This is a genomic window from Thermatribacter velox (genome assembly GCF_038396615.1).
In the GTDB taxonomy this organism is placed as follows: domain Bacteria; phylum Atribacterota; class Atribacteria; order Atribacterales; family Thermatribacteraceae; genus Thermatribacter; species Thermatribacter velox.
In genome coordinates, this window is the sequence record NZ_CP121689.1 from 1,197,882 (window position 1) to 1,217,370 (window position 19,489).

Below are 19,489 nucleotides of genomic sequence, written 5' to 3' on the forward strand. Positions count from 1 at the left end.
AGAGGACAATCGAGAAAGATAGAATTTGGAAAGGCATTCTCATGGAAAAACAATTTTTTCAATTCATTTACAAACGCAATGGTGAGATCGAAAGGTTTACCCCTCAGAAGATAAAGCTTGCTATAAGCAAGGCATTTCGTTCCCTAAATAAAGAACCAGAAGAAACGGTCATCGAAAAACTCCTTGAGGAAGTTCTGGTTCTCTTGAAAGAGCGCTTTGGGGATGCTGTCCCTGGAGTTGAGGATGTTCAGGACGCAGTAGAGGAAGTTTTAATGAAGAGAGGTTTTGCTGACGTAGCCAGGGCTTATATCCTATACCGTGAAAAACGCAGGCACCTGCGAGAGGCAAAGTTAAAACTGTTTGGAGTCCAGGATGACCTGAAGCTTTCCCTCAACGCTATTCAAGTACTTCGGGAGCGTTACCTTCTCAAAGACCAGGAAGGAAATCCTGTGGAAACACCGCGCCAGATGATGGAACGGGTGGCTAATGCCATAGCGCAGATAGACGCCAGTTACGGTGAGGACCCGGAAGTGAGTTACCAGGAATTTCTCAAAACGTTGATGGCTCTGGATTTTCTCCCCAATTCACCAACCTTGATGAATGCTGGTTGTCCGGGTGGACAGCTTGCAGCATGTTTTGTTTTGCCGGTTGAAGATTCTCTGGACGCCATCTTTGAGGCGCTCAAAAACATGGCCTTAATCCACAAATCGGGAGGGGGAACTGGATTCAGCTTTTCACGTCTACGTCCTCGGGGAGACCGAGTAAGTTCCACTGGTGGTCGTGCCTCGGGTCCTGTTTCTTTCATGCGCATTTTTGATACCGCAACCGACGTGGTGAAGCAGGGTGGAAAGCGCAGAGGGGCCAACATGGGCATTCTCAGGTTTAACCACCCTGATATTCTGGAGTTCATCCAGGCTAAAAAGAAAGGGGGCGAATTTGAAAACTTCAACTTCTCCGTGGCAATAACTGACCAGGAGATGGAAGCGGTCAGGAAAAACGAGAAAATTCCCCTGATAAATCCCAGAGATGGAAGAGTATGGCGCGAAGTATCTGCTACCGAAATCTTTAATGTCATATGTGAAAGTGCCTGGAGCTCTGGAGAACCGGGCTGTATTTTTATAGACGAGATAAATCGCAAACACCCTTTGAAAGCATTGGGAGCTATCGAGGCTACTAACCCCTGTGGTGAAGTTCCCCTTCTTCCTTTTGAGTCTTGCAACCTGGGTTCTATCAACCTTGCTCATATGGTGACGGAGGGGAAAATAGACTACGCGAAGCTTGGAGAGACCGTTCGCGTTGCGGTACATTTTCTCGACAACGTGATAGATGCCAACTATCATCCCCTGCCTGAAACTGAGCGGATGGCTAAAGCTAACCGCAAGATAGGTCTGGGGGTTATGGGATTTGCCGACCTCCTGGTGAAAATAGGTGTACCCTATTATTCCCAGCAGGCCCTTAAAATTGCTGAAGAGATAATGCAGTATATTATGCTCCAGGCAAGAAAAACGTCTCTGGAGTTGGCCTCTCGAAGAGGAACATTTCCCAATCTTGAGAAGAGCACCTGGTACACCCAGAACTTACCTCTGCGCAATGCAACGCTGACCTCCATTGCTCCAACTGGCTCAATCAGCATAATCGCTGGCTGCTCAAGTGGCATTGAGCCTTATTTTGCCTTAAGTTTTCGCCGTTACGTGCTTGAAAATACCGAGTTAATCGAGGTGAATCCGCTCCTTGAAGAATATCTGAAAGGACTCAAACTTTCTCAAAAGGATTGGGAAAGAATACTTGCTCAGGGCACGCTTCAGGGCATCGAGCAAATCCCTCAAAAGGTTAAAGACCTTTTCCGTACTGCCCTGGAAATACCACCTGAATTCCAGGTGAAAGTCCAGGCTGCGTTTCAAAAGTATGTTGATAACGCGGTGTCTAAAACCATAAACCTACCTCAGAACGCTTCGCTTGAAGAGGTTAAAAAGGTCTTCTTCCTGGCTCACGAGACTCATTGCAAGGGCATAACTGTTTTTAGACAGGGAAGTCGTAGTCGTCAGGCAATTTATCCGGGTTTGCTTTCTGAGAAAGAATGTGAAACCTGCTGACGGGTTTCGCTTGACCAGGTCACGGTTCATTTTCCCCCACTTTTATGGTATCATTGCCTTTATCCATGGGTAAGGAGGTTCAAGAATGCGCTGGCCTGGAATCCTGGAGTATTTTGGTGAATATTTGCCAATAACCGACAAAACACCCCAAATTACCCTTCAAGAAGGAAACACCCCTTTAATTCGTTCCTATCATCTTGCCAAAAGGTGTGGAGTGGGTTCCCTGTATTTCAAGTTTGAGGGCATGAACCCTACAGGTTCCTTTAAAGACCGTGGGATGGTGGTGGCTGTTGCCAAAGCGAAAGAAGCAGGGCAGAACATTGTTATGTGTGCTTCCACTGGGAATACCTCAGCTTCTGCTGCAGCGTATGCGAAGAGGGCGGGCATGCAATGTGTGGTGCTGGTTCCAGAAGGGAAAATAGCTCTCGGCAAGCTTTCTCAGGCCCTTATGCATGGTGCAAGGGTTTTGGCACTTGAGGGCAATTTTGATCAGGCTTTATCGATAGTGAGAGAGATAACATCCAGATATCCCGTAGCTCTGGTAAACTCCATTAATCCCCATCGCATAGAGGGTCAGAAAACTGCCTCTTTTGAGATAGAAGAGTGGCTTGGAGATATACCGGATTACCTGGCTTTACCGGTTGGCAATGCTGGTAACATCACTGCTTACTGGAAAGGGTTTAAAGAATTGATAAGTCGAGGCAAAACTCGTAAATTGCCCAAAATGCTTGGGTTTCAAGCTCAAGGGGCCTGTCCCCTGGTCCTTGGTAAGCCGGTTGAGAATCCTCAAACTGTGGCCACAGCAATAAGAATTGGTAATCCAGCAAGTTGGAAAGGAGCAATTGCGGCTCGTGATGAATCGGGAGGACTCATTGAGGCAGTGAGTGATGAGGAAATCTTGAGTGCTCAACGTCTGCTTGCCGAAGAAGAAGGCATTTTTGTGGAGCCAGCTTCAGCTGCATCTTTGGCTGGTGTTCTTAAAAAGCAGAGAGAGGGCTTCTTCAGGGGTCATGAGACTGTAGTTTGTGTTTTAACCGGCCATGGCCTCAAAGACCCGGACATTGCTATAAAACAGTGCAATGACCGAATAGAGAGAGTCAAACCTTCCCTGGAAGAAATTGTAGCCTTGCTTAATCTGGAAGGTGAGAAATAATGCTGGAAGTCGTTGCTCCTGCAACTACTGCCAATCTGGCTTGTGGCTTTGACGTGTTGGGATTGGCGCTTAACCTTTTTTTCAAGGCCAGCATCCGGAAAAGCGATGTACCGGGAATCAGGATTACAGTTTGCGGAGAAGGCGCGGATTCTCTACCCCAAAACGAAGAGAATCTATTTGTGAAAAGTATGCAGTATCTGTGGTCAGAAATAGGGTTCCATCCCAATTGGGGGCTGGAAATAGTCACCCAGAATGAAATTCCCATTTCTCGTGGCCTGGGGAGTAGTGCTGCTTGCATAACAGCAGCCCTTCTTGCAGCCAATGAACTGGCAGGAAATCCGCTTGGCCAGCGCCAGCTTCTGAATTTAGCCTGGAAAATCGAAGGACATCCTGATAATGTTCTTCCCGCATTTCTGGGAGGGTTTACTATAGCATCAACTTTTGACGATGAACTGCAGTTTAAAAGGTGCTCTTTTTTAGACCTTGAGATTGTCGCTTGCATTCCCGACTATCAACTTTCTACCAGAGAAATGCGCCGAGTTCTTCCAGAAAAATACTCTCGTCAGGACGTGGTCTTCAACTCAAGTCGGCTTGCTTTTCTGGTAGCAAGTGTTTATGAAAAAGACCCGGAGGGGTTTTTAAAGTCACTTCAGGATTTCATCCACGAACCTTATCGGGGTAAATACATCAAAGGTTTTGAAGAAGTCAAAGCCTACGTTACTAAAAATGGACTTGGCAATGTTGCCATAAGCGGTTCCGGACCCACCCTCGTGCTTTTTTTACGTCGATCTCTTACTGAAAAGGAGAGAAAGAGTATAATAAAAATATTTCAGGATAATGGAGTTGGAGAAATAAAGCTGGTTGCCATGAGCTGGACAGACCATGGAGCGCAGGTGAAACATAGATGAGCTTGATTGTCCAAAAGTATGGTGGTTCCTCAGTGGCCACCCTTCAAAAGATGCAGTTTGTGGCTGAAAAAATAAAAAAATACTTTGAGCAGGGTCACCAATTGGTGGTTGTTGTATCAGCAATGGGCAAAACCACCGATGAACTTCTGCACAAAGCGTTTACCCTGCATCCATCCCCACCAGAAAGGGAACTGGACATGCTGCTTTCGACGGGGGAACAGGTCTCCATAGCCCTACTCGCCATAGCTCTTGATGCGCTGGGTATTCCTTCTCTTTCCTTGACTGGTGGACAGGCAGGGATTATTACTACCGATCTCCACACCAAGGCCAAAATCATTCATATTGATGTCCACCGGATTCTGGAGGGTTTAGAGCAAAATAAGGTGGTCATTGTCGCCGGATTTCAGGGTAAAAACCTTCAGGATGATATCACCACCCTGGGGAGGGGAGGTAGTGACACTACCGCCTGTGCCCTGGCTTATGCTTTGAAAGCGGATTTCTGTGAAATTTTTACCGATGTCAATGGCGTTTTTACAGCCGATCCCAGGATAGTGCCTCAAGCAAAAAAAATAGATCGTATTTCCTACGACGAGATGTCAGAAATGGCCAATCTTGGAGCCAAAGTTATGCAGTTGCGAGCAGTGGATTTTGCCCATGCTTATCGGGTTAAAGTCCACGTGCGTTGCACCTTTGATGATCAGGAAGGAACCTGGATTGAAGAGGTGGGGAATATGGAAAATGCCCAGGTGAGAGCGGTAACGCACAGTGGTGACGTGATAAAAGTAGTTTTGCAGGGTGTTCCCAATAGACCCGGTATTGCTGCCCAGATCTTTGAAGCACTTGCCAATCTTTCGGTGTCCATAGACATGATTATCCAGAGTGAGGGTAGAGAAACCGTAAAAGACGTGGCTTTTGTGGTGCTGAAAGAAGACGAGAGTAAGGTCAAAAAAGCCATCGAAGAATTGCGTGGCAAAATAAACTTCCAGAACATCATTCTGGACTACGAAAAAAGCAGGATATCAATCGTGGGTGCCGGCATTGCTTCAAACCCCCAGATTGCATATCGTATGTTCAAAATTCTGGCTGAGAACAATGTCAATATAGACATGATAAGTACCTCTAATTTGAGAATATCCTGTCTTATACCTCGAGAAAAAATGGAAGAATCGGTACGGGCCCTGCACAGGGAATTCATAGAAGAAGAAAAGATAGAGGTGGAGACTAATGAGTAAACTCAAAGTAGCCATAGCTGGAGTAACTGGGGCGGTTGGCCAGGAAATGCTCAAAATCCTTGAGGAGCGTGCTTTTCCAGTGCGTGAACTCATTCCCCTTGCCTCAGAGCGCTCCCGGGGAAAAGAGGTCACTTTTCATGGTGAAAAACTGGCCGTACAGGTGCTTTCCGAATTTGATTTTAAAGGGGTTGACCTGGCTCTCTTCAGCGCAGGTGCAAAGACCAGCAGGACTTTTGCGCCGCTTGCTGCTTCTCAAGGATGCATAGTTATTGATAATTCTTCGGCATTTCGCCAGGACCCAGAAGTGCCCCTCGTTGTTCCTGAGGTGAACCCTCACAAGATAAGCGATTACAAAAATAAAAACATCATTGCCAATCCCAATTGTACCACCATAATTTCGATAGTGCCCCTTAAGCCTCTGCACGATTTTGGGAAGATAAAGAGAGTAGTTGCAGCAAGTTATCAGGCTACTTCTGGCGCGGGAGCTATGGCTATGCAGGAGCTGGAAGAGCAGGTAAAGAGTTATGTTGAGGGAAAACCGCTGGAGGTAAGGGCTTTTCCGCATCAAATAGCTTTCAACCTCATTCCCCACATAGACGTTTTTATGGACAACTTTTACACTAAAGAAGAAATGAAAATGGTCTGGGAAACTCAAAAAATTATGGATGATAACTCCATCAAGGTCACGGCAACCTGCGTTAGAGTCCCGGTATTTAGGGCGCACTCAGTAGCTTTAACTGTAGAAACTGAAAAAAAGATAACCCGTGAAAAAGCAATAGAACTGTTTAATCAGGCTCCGGGAGTAGTAGTTGAAGATGATCCTACTCAAAACAAATATCCCATGCCCTGGTTTGTAGCCGGTAAAGACGAGTGTTTTGTGGGAAGGATTCGAGAAGACATATCTCATCCTTCGGCACTTACTTTCTGGGTAGTTGGTGATCAACTACGCAAAGGAGCAGCACTCAACGCTATACAAATAGCCGAACTACTTATCCAGAAAAACATCTTGTGAACAATTGCAAAAAGAAATTTGATGACTAAAATATAACTTGTCTCTGGGCGAGAGTGGCGGAAATGGCAGACGCGCTGGACTTAGGATCCAGTGGGCTAAACCCGTGCGGGTTCAACTCCCGCCTCTCGCACCAGCGTTCTCCAACCCTTGAACTTCTCTCCATCGAAAGCTCCAGGGTTATACAGGCACCGTCAAAAGTGAGCACAATAATCGGGTCCTATTCGGATCTATGCAGGTAAGGAGAGGTAAAGATGCAATTCCACATTTTTTCCACCAAGAGAGAACCACGCATTGGGTCCCTGATAATGCTGGTAATCTCTGCGTGGAGTGTCAGAAAACCCCGGAGACTCCTTTTTCTGGCAAAAATTTTTGGCATATTTCTCCGTGCTCTACTGATACGGGGCGTGAAAGCCAGGCGCTTGAACGGGAACATACCGCTTGTTCTGGGTATCAGTCCAACCCTGCGGTGCAATTACAACTGCCAGGGTTGTTATGCGCTAAAAAGCCCCATCCAGGACGAGCTTCCTTCAGCAGAGCTCAATGGTCTGCTGAAGGAAGCGGAAAGCTTTGGGGTGGCATCAGTGGTGGTGACTGGAGGAGAACCCTTCTTGAGAGAAGACCTGCTTCTGACGATGGAAAAACATCGGAAATTGCTTTTTGTGGTGGTAACGAATGGTGTTTTTCTCACTCCCGCTTTTGCAAGAAGAATAGCTCGGAGCAGGAACATAATCATCCTGGTAAGCGTTGAAGGCTTTGAAGAGGAGACTGATGCCAGAAGAGGAAAAGGAGCATACAGGAAGGTCTTGCAAAGCATGAAGTATTTAAAAGCCGAGGACTTGCTTTACGGTTTTGCGGCTACAGCGAATACGGCCAATTTAGAAGCCCTTTCTTCAGATCAGTTCACCGAAGAGATGCTCAATTTAGGGTGCAAAGTAGGGTTTTTTACGGAATACATACCTTCTGGAGAGAAGCCAGTTGGCAGCTGGATACTCAACAATCAGGAGAGGGAAAAGTTAAGAATGAAAGTCCTCGAGTTGAGGAGGAAGAAGGCACTGGTGATTATTCAGTTTCCCCATGATGAATACGGAAAGCACAATATGTGTTCGGCTTCTGGCAAAGCATTTTTGCACATCAATGCTCACGGTGAAGTAGAGCCCTGCCCATTTGCTCCCTACTCCTGTGAAAATATAAGGGAGGGAGGTTTGCGCTCAGCCTTTGAGTCCCCTTTCCTCAGGGCAATTCGCAACCAGCCTCACCTAATGCAAAGAAATACCTATGCCTGTGCCCTTTTTGAGCATCGAGACGAAGTGGGTAAGTTGCATGATGCAATCCTGAACAACAGGAAATGAAAACAGACATTTCTGGTTTTAATAGACGTTTTCTGCCGTAATGATTGGCTCTTGTTGACGAAATGGGTCAGGCAAACTATAATACCACAGGCAATCTCTTAGAGATTGAGCGGCTTTGCTCGTAGCACAATTCCGTGTTTAAGGCAAAACATAGAGGAAGGTGACAAAATGTTAGAAGTCAAAAAACAGGAAAAAGAGAAGCACCTAATAGAGTTAGAAGTGACAGTGGCTACTGAAAAGGTAAGTGAGGAATTGAACGCTGTATATGCTGAACTGAACCGGAAAATAAATGTTCCTGGCTTTAGAAAGGGGAGAGCACCCCGCTCTATTCTGAGAAGCAGGGTAGGCAAAGAAGCAGTACTGGATTACCTTGCTCAGAAGCTTGTTCCCTGGGCTTTGCAAGAGGCGCTGAAGAAAGAACCGGTGGAATTCATCGGAGAGCCTGAAGTAGAAATAGTAGAGATAGAAGAGGACCAGCCTGCTGTTTTTCGATTTACTCTTATCGAAAGACCTCAAGTTACCCTTCCGGATCCCGAAAATATTGAAGTGAAGAAGTATAAAATAGAGATAAGGGAACAGGATATCGAAAGGGAATTGCAACGTCTCAGGGAGTCCCGAGGCAAATGGGTAGAAAAAGACGAACCTGTTCAGGCAGGCGACCTGGTAACTTTTAAGGTTGGTGAACAATCTTATTCGGTGCTGGCAGGAGAAAACGAAGGCTTGGCACAGGAAGTGTTGGGAACAAAAAAGGGTGAGCAAAAAACAGTTACTCTTGAAAAAGAAGACGGAGATACGATTGAAGTAGATCTGGAAATTACGGGTATTCTCCAGAAAAAAATTCCGGAGATAGACGATACTTTCTTGAAAGAAATAGGAGAATTTGAAAGTGTGGAAGCCCTTAAAGCGAAAATACGGGAATCTCTGGAAAAGTTAGCTCAAGACCTTATCGAAGAGAGAATGAAGAGAGAAATAATTGTAGAGTTAGTTAAAAACTCTGAGCTCTTTCTTCCTGAACCACTCATTCAGTTTGAGACTCGCCAACAGATAGAAGCTTTCCGCAAAAGACTGGAACGGGATAATCTTACTCTGGAAAAGTATCTGGAACTTACCAATAGCGATTTTGCTTCTTTTGAAGAGAGTATGCGGAAAGTAGCTCAGTGGGAACTGCGAAAAATGTTTGTTATCCAGCAATATATTGAGCAAAACGAAATCAAGGCTGAAGAAGAAGAAATCCAAGAAAAAATCAACGATCTTGCCAGAACTGCTGGTAAAGAACCCCAAGAGGTTAGAAACATCTTGGAACGAAATGATAGAATAAAAAATATCGAAAATAATATAAAATTTGAAAAAATGTTTGAACACCTTAAACAAAGGATAAAGATAAGGGAAATCGAAGAACCGATAAATCTTGATCAGTGGAAAGCTCTGGCAGATCCTGAAGAGGAGATGGTAGTGTGAAGAAAGAACCTCGCTTAAACTATCTGGTGCCTATTGTGGTTGAACAAACCCCCCGCGGAGAGAGAGCCTATGACATTTACTCAAGGCTCTTGCAGGACAGAATTATTTTCCTGGGCACCGAAATAAATGACACAGTGGCTAACCTGGTAATTGCTCAATTGCTTTTTCTGGAAGCCATGAACCGTGAGAAAGATATAAATCTTTATATTAATAGCCCCGGAGGCCTGGTGTCGGCCACGCTGGCTATTTACGACACCATACAGTATATCAAGCCCGATGTGGCCACCATATGCATTGGGCAGGCAGCAAGTGGAGCGGCGGTTATTTTAGCTGCTGGAGCCAAAGGGAAAAGAATGGCTCTACCCAATTCCCGGATAATGATTCACCAGCCTTTGGGAGGGGCTCAAGGTCAGGTGACGGATATTGAAATCCACGCCCGGGAAATGGTAAAAATAAGAGACCGCCTGAACGAGCTTTTGGCTTTTCACACTGGACAACCGGTTGAAAAAATCCGCAGGGATACCGAGCGAGACTTTTTCATGTCTTCTGAAGAGGCAAAAGAATATGGCATCATAGACCGGGTGCTTTACCCTGATAAAATACTGGGAGGAAAAAAGGAGAAAAATGACCAGATTTGATGAAGATAGAGGAAAACTTCGTTGTTCTTTCTGTGGCAAAACCCAGAGTGAAGTTAAAAAGCTCATTGCAGGTCCAGGAGTATATATTTGTAATGAATGCATCGAGCTTTGCAATGAAATAATTAAGGAAGATTCTCATAAAACCAGAAAAGAGTGGACTCCGGACCGCATTCCAACACCCAAGGAAATCAAAGAGTATCTCGATCGCTACGTTGTTGGGCAGGAAAGGGCGAAAATAACGCTCTCTGTAGCTGTATATAATCATTACAAAAGGATTTTTTATCGTACGGAGGAAGAGAAGGTAGAAATAGAAAAAAGTAACGTCTTGCTGATTGGACCCACAGGATGTGGTAAAACCCTGCTTGCCAAAACCTTGGCGAAATTTCTAAATGTTCCATTTGCGATAGCAGATGCCACCACCCTGACCGAGGCAGGGTACGTAGGCGAAGATGTGGAAAATATTTTACTGCGCCTCATTCAAAACGCCAACTTTGACATAAAACGTGCCGAGAAGGGCATAGTATACATCGACGAAATCGACAAAATCGCCCGCAAAAGCGATAGCCCTTCTATCACCAGGGATGTTTCTGGTGAGGGTGTACAGCAGGCGCTGCTTAAAATCCTGGAAGGCACTATAGCTAACGTACCGCCACAGGGAGGAAGAAAACACCCCCATCAAGAGTTCATTCAAATCAATACTGAAAACATTCTTTTTATTTGTGGTGGTGCCTTTGTGGGACTGGAAAAAATCGTTGAAGCAAGATTGAAGGACTGTCGCATAGGATTTGGCAACAAAGAATTGCTTTCTCCTGACGTGGAGAAAACAAATATTTTACATCGGGTTCAACCTGAAGACCTGATCAAGTTTGGCATGATACCAGAGTTTGTAGGGAGAATACCCGTAGTCTGTGCGCTGGATCCTCTCCAAGAAGAAGACCTGGTCAGGATACTTACTGAGCCCAGAAACAGTTTGATAAAGCAGTTCCAGAAGCTCTTTGAATTAGAGGGCGTAACCCTAACCTTTACTGAAGGTGCGCTAAAGCTAATCGCTAAGAAGGCTTTGAAAGAAGGCACTGGAGCAAGAGGTCTGAGAGCCATTATAGAAAGGATAATGACCGACTTGATGTTTGAATTACCCTCTCGCAAAGATGTAAAGTCGGTAGTAATAGACGATCAGTTTATACTTGACGCTGAAAGAAAAAGAGAACTCTTTCTCTCCCTCCTGGAAGATAAGACTGCTGAAGAAAAAGAATCTGCTTGAGAAGAGGAGAGTGACATGAGCATCGAAAAGAGCAAAGCCATTCCCCGAGCCTTCGATCCTTCGGAAATAGAAGGAAAGCTTTACAGTTTTTGGGAAAAAAGCGGCTTTTTTACCCCCGATTTAGAAAGCTCCAAGCCGCCTTTTTCCATAGTTATACCTCCCCCTAATGTGACCGGCTTCCTTCATATGGGGCATGCATTGAACCTTACCCTTCAGGACATCCTGGCGCGCTTCAAAAGAATGCGAGGATTTAATGTGCTTTGGGTTCCGGGCACTGACCATGCGGGTATCGCTACCCAGAACGTGGTGGAGCGGGAACTTGCCAAAGAAGGGTTGAGCCGGCACGACCTGGGAAGAGAAAAATTTCTGGAAAGAGTATGGCAGTGGAAGGAAGTTTATCATAAAAGAATCAGGAACCAATTAAAACGTATGGGAGCTTCCTGCGATTGGACCAGAGAAAGGTTCACTATGGATGAAGGACTCTCCAGGGCAGTTAAGGAAGTTTTTGTCCGTCTTTTTGAGGAAGGGTTTATTTACCAGGGCGAATATATTGTCAACTGGTGCCCGCGCTGCGAAACTGCGCTTGCCGATATAGAGGTCGATTTTAAGGAGCAGAAGGGGAAACTCTATTACATACGGTATTATTTTAAAGACGATCCTGAAAAGTTTCTCACCATTGCCACCACTCGCCCGGAAACCATGCTGGGTGATGTGGCCGTAGCCGTCAACCCTGAGGATGAGCGCTATAAGGCTTTGATAGGGAAAGTGGTTATTCTTCCTCTGGTGGGTCGAGAGCTCCCGATAATTGCCGATGCTTACGTGGATCCCAAATTCGGCACTGGTGTGCTCAAGGTGACACCGGCGCATGACTTCAACGATTTCGAACTGGGCAAAAGGCATAACTTGCCCTTGGTCAAGGTGATTGACCAGAAAGCCAGAATGACTGGAGAAGCTGGCGAATTTGCTGGACTATCTCGCGAAGAATGTCGTGAAAAAATAGTGGCCAGACTTTCCCAGTTGGGATACCTTGAAAGAGTGGAAGACCATACCCACGCAGTAGGCAGATGTTATCGCTGTACCACAGTAGTGGAGCCGCTAATTTCAAAGCAGTGGTTTGTCAAAATGAAAGAACTGGCTACACCAGCCATTAAAGCGGTCGCTGAAAAGCAAATAGAGTTTATACCTGAAAACTGGGAAAAAGTCTATTTCGAGTGGATGTATAACATAAAGGACTGGTGTATTTCCAGGCAAATCTGGTGGGGACACCAGATTCCGATTTTCACCTGTGAAGAGTGCAATTTTGTGTTTGCACATCGAAATCAGCCTGAACGCTGTCCAAAATGTGGAGGGAAAGTACACCAGGAAGAAGATGTGCTCGATACCTGGTTTAGCTCTGCGCTCTGGCCTTTTTCGACTCTGGGTTGGCCCCAAAAAACTAAAGAACTGGAGATTTTCTATCCTACCTCGGTACTGGTAACTGGTTTCGACATCATATTCTTCTGGGTAGCCCGAATGATTATGATGGGTCTCAAGTTCACCGGTGAAGTGCCCTTCCGCAAAGTTTACATAACGCCTTTAGTGAGAGATGCCCAGGGAAGGAAAATGAGTAAATCCGCAGGCAATGCTATAGATCCCCTGGAAATTACCCAAAAATATGGTGTTGATTCTTTGCGCTTTGCTCTCGCCTGGTTGACCATTCAGGGAAGAGATATCAATCTTTCTATGGAAAGAATTGAGGCATCAAGGAACTTCATGAATAAGCTCTGGAACGCTTCCCGATTCGTTTTGATGAACACTGAAGAGTTAAGGCCCTCAGATGTTGAAGAACCAGTTCCTGTTTCCCTCCTTGACCTCAAAGACCGCTGGATTCTTTCCCGCCTCCAGCAGACTATAGAACAGGCAACCAGTGAGCTCGAGAGATTTAACTTTGGAGAATACACAAACCTGATATATGAATTTGTCTGGGGAGAATTCTGCGACTGGTACATAGAGTGGTGCAAAAAAGATCTCTATGAAGGAAAACCCCAGGAAAGGAGAAAAGCCCAGCAATTGCTGGTTCAAATTCTCTCCCAAATACTTAAATTACTTCACCCCATTGCACCCTACATAACTGAGGAGATATGGCAAAATCTTCCCCTCAGCGAAGCTGAGAGTATCATGATAGCTCCCTGGCCCGAAAGCTCGCCCGAGAAGATTGACTTCGAGGTAGACGAGTTGATTGGTATCTTTCAAGCAATTATTCGTGAAATACGCTTTCTTAAGTCTGAGTTACGCATACCGCTTACGCACCAAAGCGAAGTGATTATCAACCTTACCGATGCCAGCTCTCCCGTAGAGGAACTTAACACCTATAAGAACTACATTGAAACGCTGGCCAGGTGCACTGTTAAAGAAATAGGTGTTGGCTTGGAAAGACCAGAAGGCTTTGCAATATCCAGTACTAAGGGAGCAGAAATTTACCTTAATGTTGAAGGGGCCATTGATATTGGTCAGGAATTGCAGCGTCTTGAGAAAAAAATTCAAGAAGTTGATGAAGAGCTGGAAAGAGTTTCCAGAAGAATCAACAATCCAGATTTCCTGAATCGGGCTCCGGAAGAAACCGTGCAAAGAGAAAAGCGGAGATTTTCTGAGCTGAATGCAGAGAAAGCCAAGCTTGTTCGCCTGAAAGAGGCTATAGCAAAATGATGATTTCTCCTTTCAGGAAAAAAGACCCTGTTGAAACTATTGTTATTCTGGCAGGTGGCCTGGTAATAGTGGTCTTTGCTTTTTTCGCAGCGCGTGGAGACCTTGAAGCCTATACTTCCATGATAACAGGAAGCTGGGTAAAAGAAAGGGCAGACACTGGTCCTGCCAGCCGATTAGTTTCTGGAAGCACTGGACAGAAAGCTCTGAATGTTCAGAAAAGTCCCGAAGTGTTGCCTCCGCCTGAGACACCTCCACCATCCCCATTGCAAACAGTTCAAAAGGAGTCGGACTCAATAACGGTTTCTCAGATAGAAAATCAAAGCACGCCCAAACCTACCTCAGCACCTCCCGTTCAGAAAAGCCCCGCTTCAGAAACCCGGTCGGACCAGGCGAGCTCGGTGTCGCAGAAAGAAGGTTATTACGTTCAGGCTGGAGCCTTTTCCCAAATTGCCAATGCAGAAAGGATGCGCTCTTTGCTAAAGGAACTTGGTTTTACAGCTTCTATAGAAAAAGACAACAATGTTTACAAAGTGAGAATATACGGCTTTACCACTTTCGAAGAGGCCAAACAAACAGTGAGCAAACTTGCCAGTCAGGGCATAGAAGCATTTGCCGGTAAATAAGGAGAGGTTGGTCATGACTTTAAGAGAAATCAAGGAAATTCTTGATGCTGAAGTCCTTGCAGGGGAAGAGTTTCTGGATCAGGAACCTGTATCAGCGTGTGGTAGTGATTTGCTTAGTGATGTGTTGGCTTTTACAAAAGAGAGATCGGTGTTGCTTACTGGTTTAACCAATGCCCAGGTAATTCGCACTGCAGAAATGAGTGATCTGGTGGGGATAATATTCGTACGCGGCAAAAAGCCTGATTCTGCAACTATAGAGCTTGCCAACATCAAGAAAATACCTCTTTTGGCTACCAAACTACCTATGTATGAAGCCTGTGGAAGACTTTATATGAAAGGCCTTAAAGGCTGTAGTGAACTAAACTCTACTGCCTGCAGTACGCCCGATGAAACAGACAAACAATGAACCGCTTATTTCCTTGCAGCGCAACATAAACGGTGGAGATTTTCAGAGTGCAGGGGATATTTCCAGTGAAATAAAAAAAATCCTTCAGCAAACCGGTTTTCCGCCTAACTTTACAAGAAGAGTGGTTATTGCTGCCTATGAAGCAGAAATGAATGTTGTAATCCATGCCTATCGAGGTGTTTTCTCTGTAGATATATATCCCGACCGAGTACATATTGTGGTGGACGACGAAGGACCTGGTATACCAGACTTGGAGTTAGCCTTTCAGGAAGGTTATTCGACAGCTCCACCCCACATAAGGGAAATGGGTTTTGGAGCAGGATACGGACTATCCAATATGAAGAAATGCTCAGACCAGCTCAACATCGAAACCCAGGTTGGAAAAGGAACTAAGGTGATTATGGACTTTCTTCTTAAAAACAAGGCTTAGGTGGGTTTATGGAACTTGCTACCTTTTTTCATTCAGTACGCCTGGATGAAGAAAAATGTAAAGGTTGTACTCATTGTATCAGGCGCTGTCCCACTGAAGCAATAAGAGTGAGGGGAGGAAAGGCGCGCATTGATGAAGAACGTTGCATAGATTGTGGCGAGTGTATCAGGACTTGTCCCAACCATGCAAAATATGCTCAAAGCGACCCATTGGAAAGCATTCGAAGGTTTAAATACTCGGTAGCACTTCCGGCTCCCTCTTTTTATGCCCAGTTCAGAGTGGATACCCCTTTGGAGAAAATACTTGGTGGACTACTAACACTGGGTTTTTCAAGTGTGTTTGAAGTTGCCAGAGGAGCTGAAATACTTGCTGAAGCCACGGCTGAATACTTGTCCAGAAAAGAGGTTCCAAAACCAGTCATTTCCTCGGCCTGTCCCGCTGTGGTAAGACTTATCGAAGTGAAGTTTCCTTCGCTCATTGAAAACCTTTTGCCGATGGACTCGCCTCTGGGAGTAGCAGCAAAAATTGCCCGCCTGGAAGCACTCAAGCAGGGCTTTAAGTCTGAAGAAGTAGGTGTTTTTTTTATTACTCCCTGTCCTGCCAAGGTTACCGAGGTAAGGCAGAGTAAAGAGGACCTTTCAAGAATTGATGGCGCCATATCCATTTCGGAAGTTTATTCTCAACTCGTCAATAGGCTTGACCAGGCAAAGCCTGCTGCTTCTTTTCAGATGGCAAGCTGGAAGGGTATAGGATGGGCGCGCTCAGGTGGCGAACAGGAATCCCTGGGGGAGGGGGAGTTTATGGCGGTGGATGGAATTCATAACGTTATCTCAGTTCTGGAAAAGATAGAAATGGGAGAGCTCTCGAAAGTGGTTTATTGCGAAGCCCAGGCCTGTGTTGGAGGGTGCATTGGCGGGGTTTTAGCGGTTCGCAATCCCTTTATCGCCAAAGTTAGCGTAAACCACTTGATTAAAAAATACAGTAATTACAAGCCCATAGAAAAAGATTTACTTTTGGAGTGGCAACAAAAAGGGATACTGCTGAGAAGTACCCCATATCAGGCCAAGGAAGTATTAAAACTTGACAAAGATTTTAGAAAAGCCATGCAAAAGTATCAAACAATAGAGAAGCTAACTGAAAAATTGCCAGGGCTTGATTGTGGAGCGTGTGGTTCACCGACCTGCAGAGCTCTTGCTGAAGATATAGTGCTTGGCAAAGCCCTGGAAACCGATTGTCCTTTTCTGTTAAGAGAGCAACTGCTTGAGAAAGCCAGGGAAATTCAGGAATTAGCAAGTAGAGTTCCTCAAACCATGGCTGGGAAGAAGGAGGATTGACATGAAGATAATCGAGATTATTGAACCTCTCCAGGCTCAAGTTATTGCAAAAGGTGATCTGGAACAACAGGAAGTCTCTGGAGGTTATGCAGGAGACCTGTTAAGTGATGTTATAGCAAATGCGAAAGAAAGCTCTGTTTGGGTGACTATTCAATCCCACCCTAACGTTGTCGCAGTAGCAAAGTTGGTTGGTATCCCCTGTATCGTAGTAACCAACTTCCAGGATGTTGATGAACAAACTTCGCAGCGCGCTGAAAAAGAAGGTATTACCATTCTCAAAACCCCTCTTACCACCTATCAAGCGGTTGCTGTTCTTTCTCGGCTTGGTTTACCAGGCTTAAGACGCAATGCCTGAAACCTTGTTGCGTGCTGACCTTCACATTCACTCTGTGCTTTCACCGTGTGCACAGAGAGAAATGTTGCCCCACTGCATAGTTCTTGAAGCCCTGCAAAAGAAACTGGACGTTATTGCGGTAACAGACCATAATGCGTGCGAAAACGTTGGACTCACCATGGAATTAGGGCAACGCTTTGGTTTATGGGTGGTACCAGGGATTGAAGTGGAAAGCAAAGAAGAAATACACTTTTTGTGTTTTTTCCCTACTTTAGATTTGCTCGCTCTCTTCAACCGAGAAGTCGACGCTAATCTTTCACGGATTCCTATCAATGAAGAAATATGGGGCGAGGAGTGGGTTATTGATGAAGAAGGTGGGATTAAAGCGAAGAAAAAATACCTGTTGACGTATCCAACGCAATTGTCGGCAGAAGAACTCATTACTTTGGCTCGCAAATACCAGGGATTTGTCGTTCCCTCTCACATTGACCGAGCTTCTTACAGCGTGCTTGCCAACCTGGGTTTTATACCACGGGAGTGGGGTATTGAAACGATAGAAATCTCTTCCTGGCAGAAAGCAGAAACCCTTCGAGGAAATGTTAGTCTCGGAGAGTACGTTCTGGTCTCATTTTCTGACGCCCATTCTCTTTCCGAAATTGGTCGTACCTTCACACTACTTGAAATTCAAAAAAGAGATTGGACGTCATTGCTCCAGGCCTTGACCACCAGGAAATTCTTTCCACATCAGAGCTAATTTTTTTCTGGCTTTCTTGAGTACTCAAACTTTTGTTCTGTTTCTCTTTTCACCCTCATGTTCTATCCTTTTTGTGGAGTGTTATGTCTTTTTGTGGGGGAAAGTGGGGAATAATGTTCCTTGGTCAGTTCGAGTATTCCGTAGACGCCAAAGGGAGAATAACCATTCCCAGCACCTTTCGTAAGGATTTGAGCGACAAAGCATATCTAACTAAAGGAGTGGAAAGATGCATCCTTGTTTACCCCGAAGAATCCTGGCAGAACTTGTGTCAAAAAGTGGCAAACCTTTCTTTCACCAAAAAAGATGCTCGAGAATTTACCCGCTTTTTTTTCGCTAACGCTTCTCAAGAATCAATTGACTCTCAGGGTAGAATCCTGCTTCCCCGACACCTCAGAGAATATGCTTCAATCGACAAAAAAGCAGTTATTGCTGGTGCCGGAAAGGTAATCGAGATTTGGTCGGAACAGAACTGGAGAGAACACATGAAAGAAGTTGAGGAAAAATTTGGAGATATTGCGGAAAAGATAATATTTGAAACCAACCTGTGAGAAATTCCATGGAAGAAATTTTTCACAAACCGGTAATGGTTCAGGAAGTTTGTAGTTTCCTACCGCTCTCTGAAGAGGAGGGAATATTTGTTGACGCAACATTGGGGGGAGGCGGACATACCCTGGAAATTCTAAAGCGTTCCTCTCCGGCAGTTCGTGTCATTGGTATAGACCAGGACCCAGAAGCCATAGAATTCGCTCGCAAACGGTTGGCTCCTTTTACAGAAAGAGTAACTCTGGTTAAAGGTAATTTTTCCCAAGTGGACCAGATCCTGAAAAGTCTTGGGATCACTGACATTTCGGGCATTCTCTTTGATCTGGGTGTATCTCTTCATCAACTTAAAACACCCGAGCGAGGCTTTAGTTTTCAGCTAAACGGCCCTTTGGATATGCGAATGAATACTTCTTCTCCGGGGGAAACCGCTTATCAGCTGTTAAACGAAGCCCCCGAGAAAGAATTACAACATATCATTTCTGTCTTTGGGGAAGAACGCTTTGCCAGGCGCATTGCCCGAGCTATAGTCCGAAGGCGCCAGAAAAGACCTATACAAACAACTGTAGAATTAGCGGAGCTGATTAGTAAGACATATCCTCCTGGCAGACATCGTATTCATCCAGCAACCCGCACGTTTATGGCTTTGCGAATTTTTATTAACCGGGAAATAGAAAACCTTGAACAGGCTCTTCAAAAGAGCGTGCCCTTCCTCAAAAAGGGAGGCACAATCGTAGTGATTGCCTATCATTCAATTGAAGACAGGGTGGTCAAAAACTTTTTTAAAAGCTCAACAGAACTGGCGGTGCTTACCAAAAAACCTCTTTTGCCAGGTCCTGAGGAACGCAGAGGAAATCCCTGCTCTCGGAGCGCACGTCTCCGAGCAGCACAAAAAATATAGAGGGGGAAACGGAGATGGAAGGCTCAAAGGTCAACCTCTACATTTTAACGTCTGTTGTCCTAATCTGTGTTCTGTCGATTGGTTATCTTTATCTTCAGGCTAAATTGCTTGAGAAATCCCTTATGCTTGAGGCGTGTCAGCAAAAGATTACTACTTTGAAGGCACAAACTGAGCAACTGGAGAAAGAAGTCAAATTTTTAGCTTCTCTGGAGCGCATACAGAAAATTGCTCAAGAAAAACTGGGAATGCAACCCCCCACAAAAAGGGTTTTTCTGGCGAGTCTACCCGGAATACCTCAATCTGCGACTGCGCGTGTAGTTGAGAAACAACATCCTTTTGAGATAACAGACTGATTCTTTCTGCAGTGAACAAAAGGAG

Annotated in this window: 19 protein-coding genes and 1 tRNA gene; all 20 read left to right on the top strand. The window is 45.2% G+C overall.

The window, feature by feature from the left end; translation table 11 throughout:
• The first annotated feature begins 41 nt into the window (after window positions 1-41).
• The 20 genes from QBE54_RS05970 to ftsL all read left to right on the top strand — a co-directional run bounded on the left by QBE54_RS05970 (window position 42) and on the right by ftsL (window position 19,464).
• Window positions 42-2,093, top strand: coding sequence for an adenosylcobalamin-dependent ribonucleoside-diphosphate reductase (locus QBE54_RS05970; RefSeq protein ID WP_369017291.1), 2,052 nt, complete (start codon window positions 42-44; stop codon window positions 2,091-2,093).
• Between the two features lie 85 nt (window positions 2,094-2,178).
• Window positions 2,179-3,246, top strand: a complete 1,068-nt coding sequence (gene thrC, locus QBE54_RS05975) for a threonine synthase (protein ID WP_369017292.1) — start codon at window positions 2,179-2,181, stop codon at window positions 3,244-3,246.
• The gene (gene thrB / locus QBE54_RS05980) at window positions 3,246-4,154 is read left to right on the top strand and encodes a homoserine kinase (protein WP_369017293.1); all 909 of its coding nucleotides are present in this window, start codon (window positions 3,246-3,248) and stop codon (window positions 4,152-4,154) included. The genes thrC and thrB overlap by 1 nt, the downstream gene beginning before the upstream one ends.
• Complete coding sequence (locus QBE54_RS05985; RefSeq protein ID WP_369017294.1) at window positions 4,151-5,386, top strand: aspartate kinase; 1,236 nt, start codon at window positions 4,151-4,153, stop codon at window positions 5,384-5,386. The genes thrB and QBE54_RS05985 overlap by 4 nt, the downstream gene beginning before the upstream one ends.
• Window positions 5,379-6,398, top strand: coding sequence for an aspartate-semialdehyde dehydrogenase (locus tag QBE54_RS05990; RefSeq protein ID WP_369017295.1), 1,020 nt, complete (start codon window positions 5,379-5,381; stop codon window positions 6,396-6,398). Before QBE54_RS05985 ends, QBE54_RS05990 begins: the two co-directional genes overlap by 8 nt.
• A gap of 47 nt (window positions 6,399-6,445) precedes the next feature.
• Window positions 6,446-6,531 (top strand) — tRNA-Leu (locus tag QBE54_RS05995).
• Between the two features lie 118 nt (window positions 6,532-6,649).
• Entirely contained in the window at window positions 6,650-7,747 is a 1,098-nt protein-coding gene (locus QBE54_RS06000) for a radical SAM/SPASM domain-containing protein (RefSeq protein WP_369017296.1), read from the top strand.
• A gap of 168 nt (window positions 7,748-7,915) precedes the next feature.
• On the top strand, window positions 7,916-9,205 hold the full coding sequence (tig, locus tag QBE54_RS06005; RefSeq protein ID WP_369017297.1) for a trigger factor: 1,290 nt from the start codon (window positions 7,916-7,918) through the stop codon (window positions 9,203-9,205).
• On the top strand, window positions 9,202-9,843 hold the full coding sequence (gene clpP / locus QBE54_RS06010; RefSeq protein WP_369017298.1) for an ATP-dependent Clp endopeptidase proteolytic subunit ClpP: 642 nt from the start codon (window positions 9,202-9,204) through the stop codon (window positions 9,841-9,843). The genes tig and clpP overlap by 4 nt, the downstream gene beginning before the upstream one ends.
• A complete protein-coding gene (gene clpX, locus QBE54_RS06015; protein WP_369017299.1) occupies window positions 9,830-11,104 on the top strand; it encodes an ATP-dependent Clp protease ATP-binding subunit ClpX in 1,275 nt (424 codons plus the stop codon). Before clpP ends, clpX begins: the two co-directional genes overlap by 14 nt.
• Window positions 11,105-11,119: 15 nt before the next feature.
• A complete protein-coding gene (locus tag QBE54_RS06020) occupies window positions 11,120-13,789 on the top strand; it encodes a valine--tRNA ligase (RefSeq protein ID WP_369017300.1) in 2,670 nt (889 codons plus the stop codon).
• Complete coding sequence (locus tag QBE54_RS06025; protein ID WP_369017301.1) at window positions 13,786-14,412, top strand: SPOR domain-containing protein; 627 nt, start codon at window positions 13,786-13,788, stop codon at window positions 14,410-14,412. The genes QBE54_RS06020 and QBE54_RS06025 overlap by 4 nt, the downstream gene beginning before the upstream one ends.
• A 13-nt stretch (window positions 14,413-14,425) precedes the next feature.
• Window positions 14,426-14,818 (top strand): DRTGG domain-containing protein, encoded by a 393-nt coding sequence (locus QBE54_RS06030; RefSeq protein ID WP_369017302.1) that lies wholly within the window; start codon window positions 14,426-14,428, stop codon window positions 14,816-14,818.
• On the top strand, window positions 14,799-15,248 hold the full coding sequence (locus tag QBE54_RS06035) for an ATP-binding protein (RefSeq protein WP_369017303.1): 450 nt from the start codon (window positions 14,799-14,801) through the stop codon (window positions 15,246-15,248). Before QBE54_RS06030 ends, QBE54_RS06035 begins: the two co-directional genes overlap by 20 nt.
• Window positions 15,249-15,256: 8 nt before the next feature.
• Entirely contained in the window at window positions 15,257-16,582 is a 1,326-nt protein-coding gene (locus QBE54_RS06040) for a [Fe-Fe] hydrogenase large subunit C-terminal domain-containing protein (RefSeq protein ID WP_369017304.1), read from the top strand.
• Window position 16,583: 1 nt separating this feature from the next.
• On the top strand, window positions 16,584-16,937 hold the full coding sequence (locus tag QBE54_RS06045; protein WP_369017305.1) for a DRTGG domain-containing protein: 354 nt from the start codon (window positions 16,584-16,586) through the stop codon (window positions 16,935-16,937).
• Complete coding sequence (locus QBE54_RS06050) at window positions 16,930-17,670, top strand: PHP-associated domain-containing protein (protein ID WP_369017306.1); 741 nt, start codon at window positions 16,930-16,932, stop codon at window positions 17,668-17,670. The genes QBE54_RS06045 and QBE54_RS06050 overlap by 8 nt, the downstream gene beginning before the upstream one ends.
• Before the next feature lie 83 nt (window positions 17,671-17,753).
• Complete coding sequence (gene mraZ / locus QBE54_RS06055; RefSeq protein ID WP_369017307.1) at window positions 17,754-18,218, top strand: division/cell wall cluster transcriptional repressor MraZ; 465 nt, start codon at window positions 17,754-17,756, stop codon at window positions 18,216-18,218.
• Between the two features lie 8 nt (window positions 18,219-18,226).
• The gene (rsmH, locus tag QBE54_RS06060; RefSeq protein WP_369017308.1) at window positions 18,227-19,111 is read left to right on the top strand and encodes a 16S rRNA (cytosine(1402)-N(4))-methyltransferase RsmH; all 885 of its coding nucleotides are present in this window, start codon (window positions 18,227-18,229) and stop codon (window positions 19,109-19,111) included.
• 14 nt (window positions 19,112-19,125) lie between these two features.
• A complete protein-coding gene (ftsL, locus tag QBE54_RS06065; protein WP_369017309.1) occupies window positions 19,126-19,464 on the top strand; it encodes a cell division protein FtsL in 339 nt (112 codons plus the stop codon).
• Window positions 19,465-19,489: the final 25 nt, after the last annotated feature.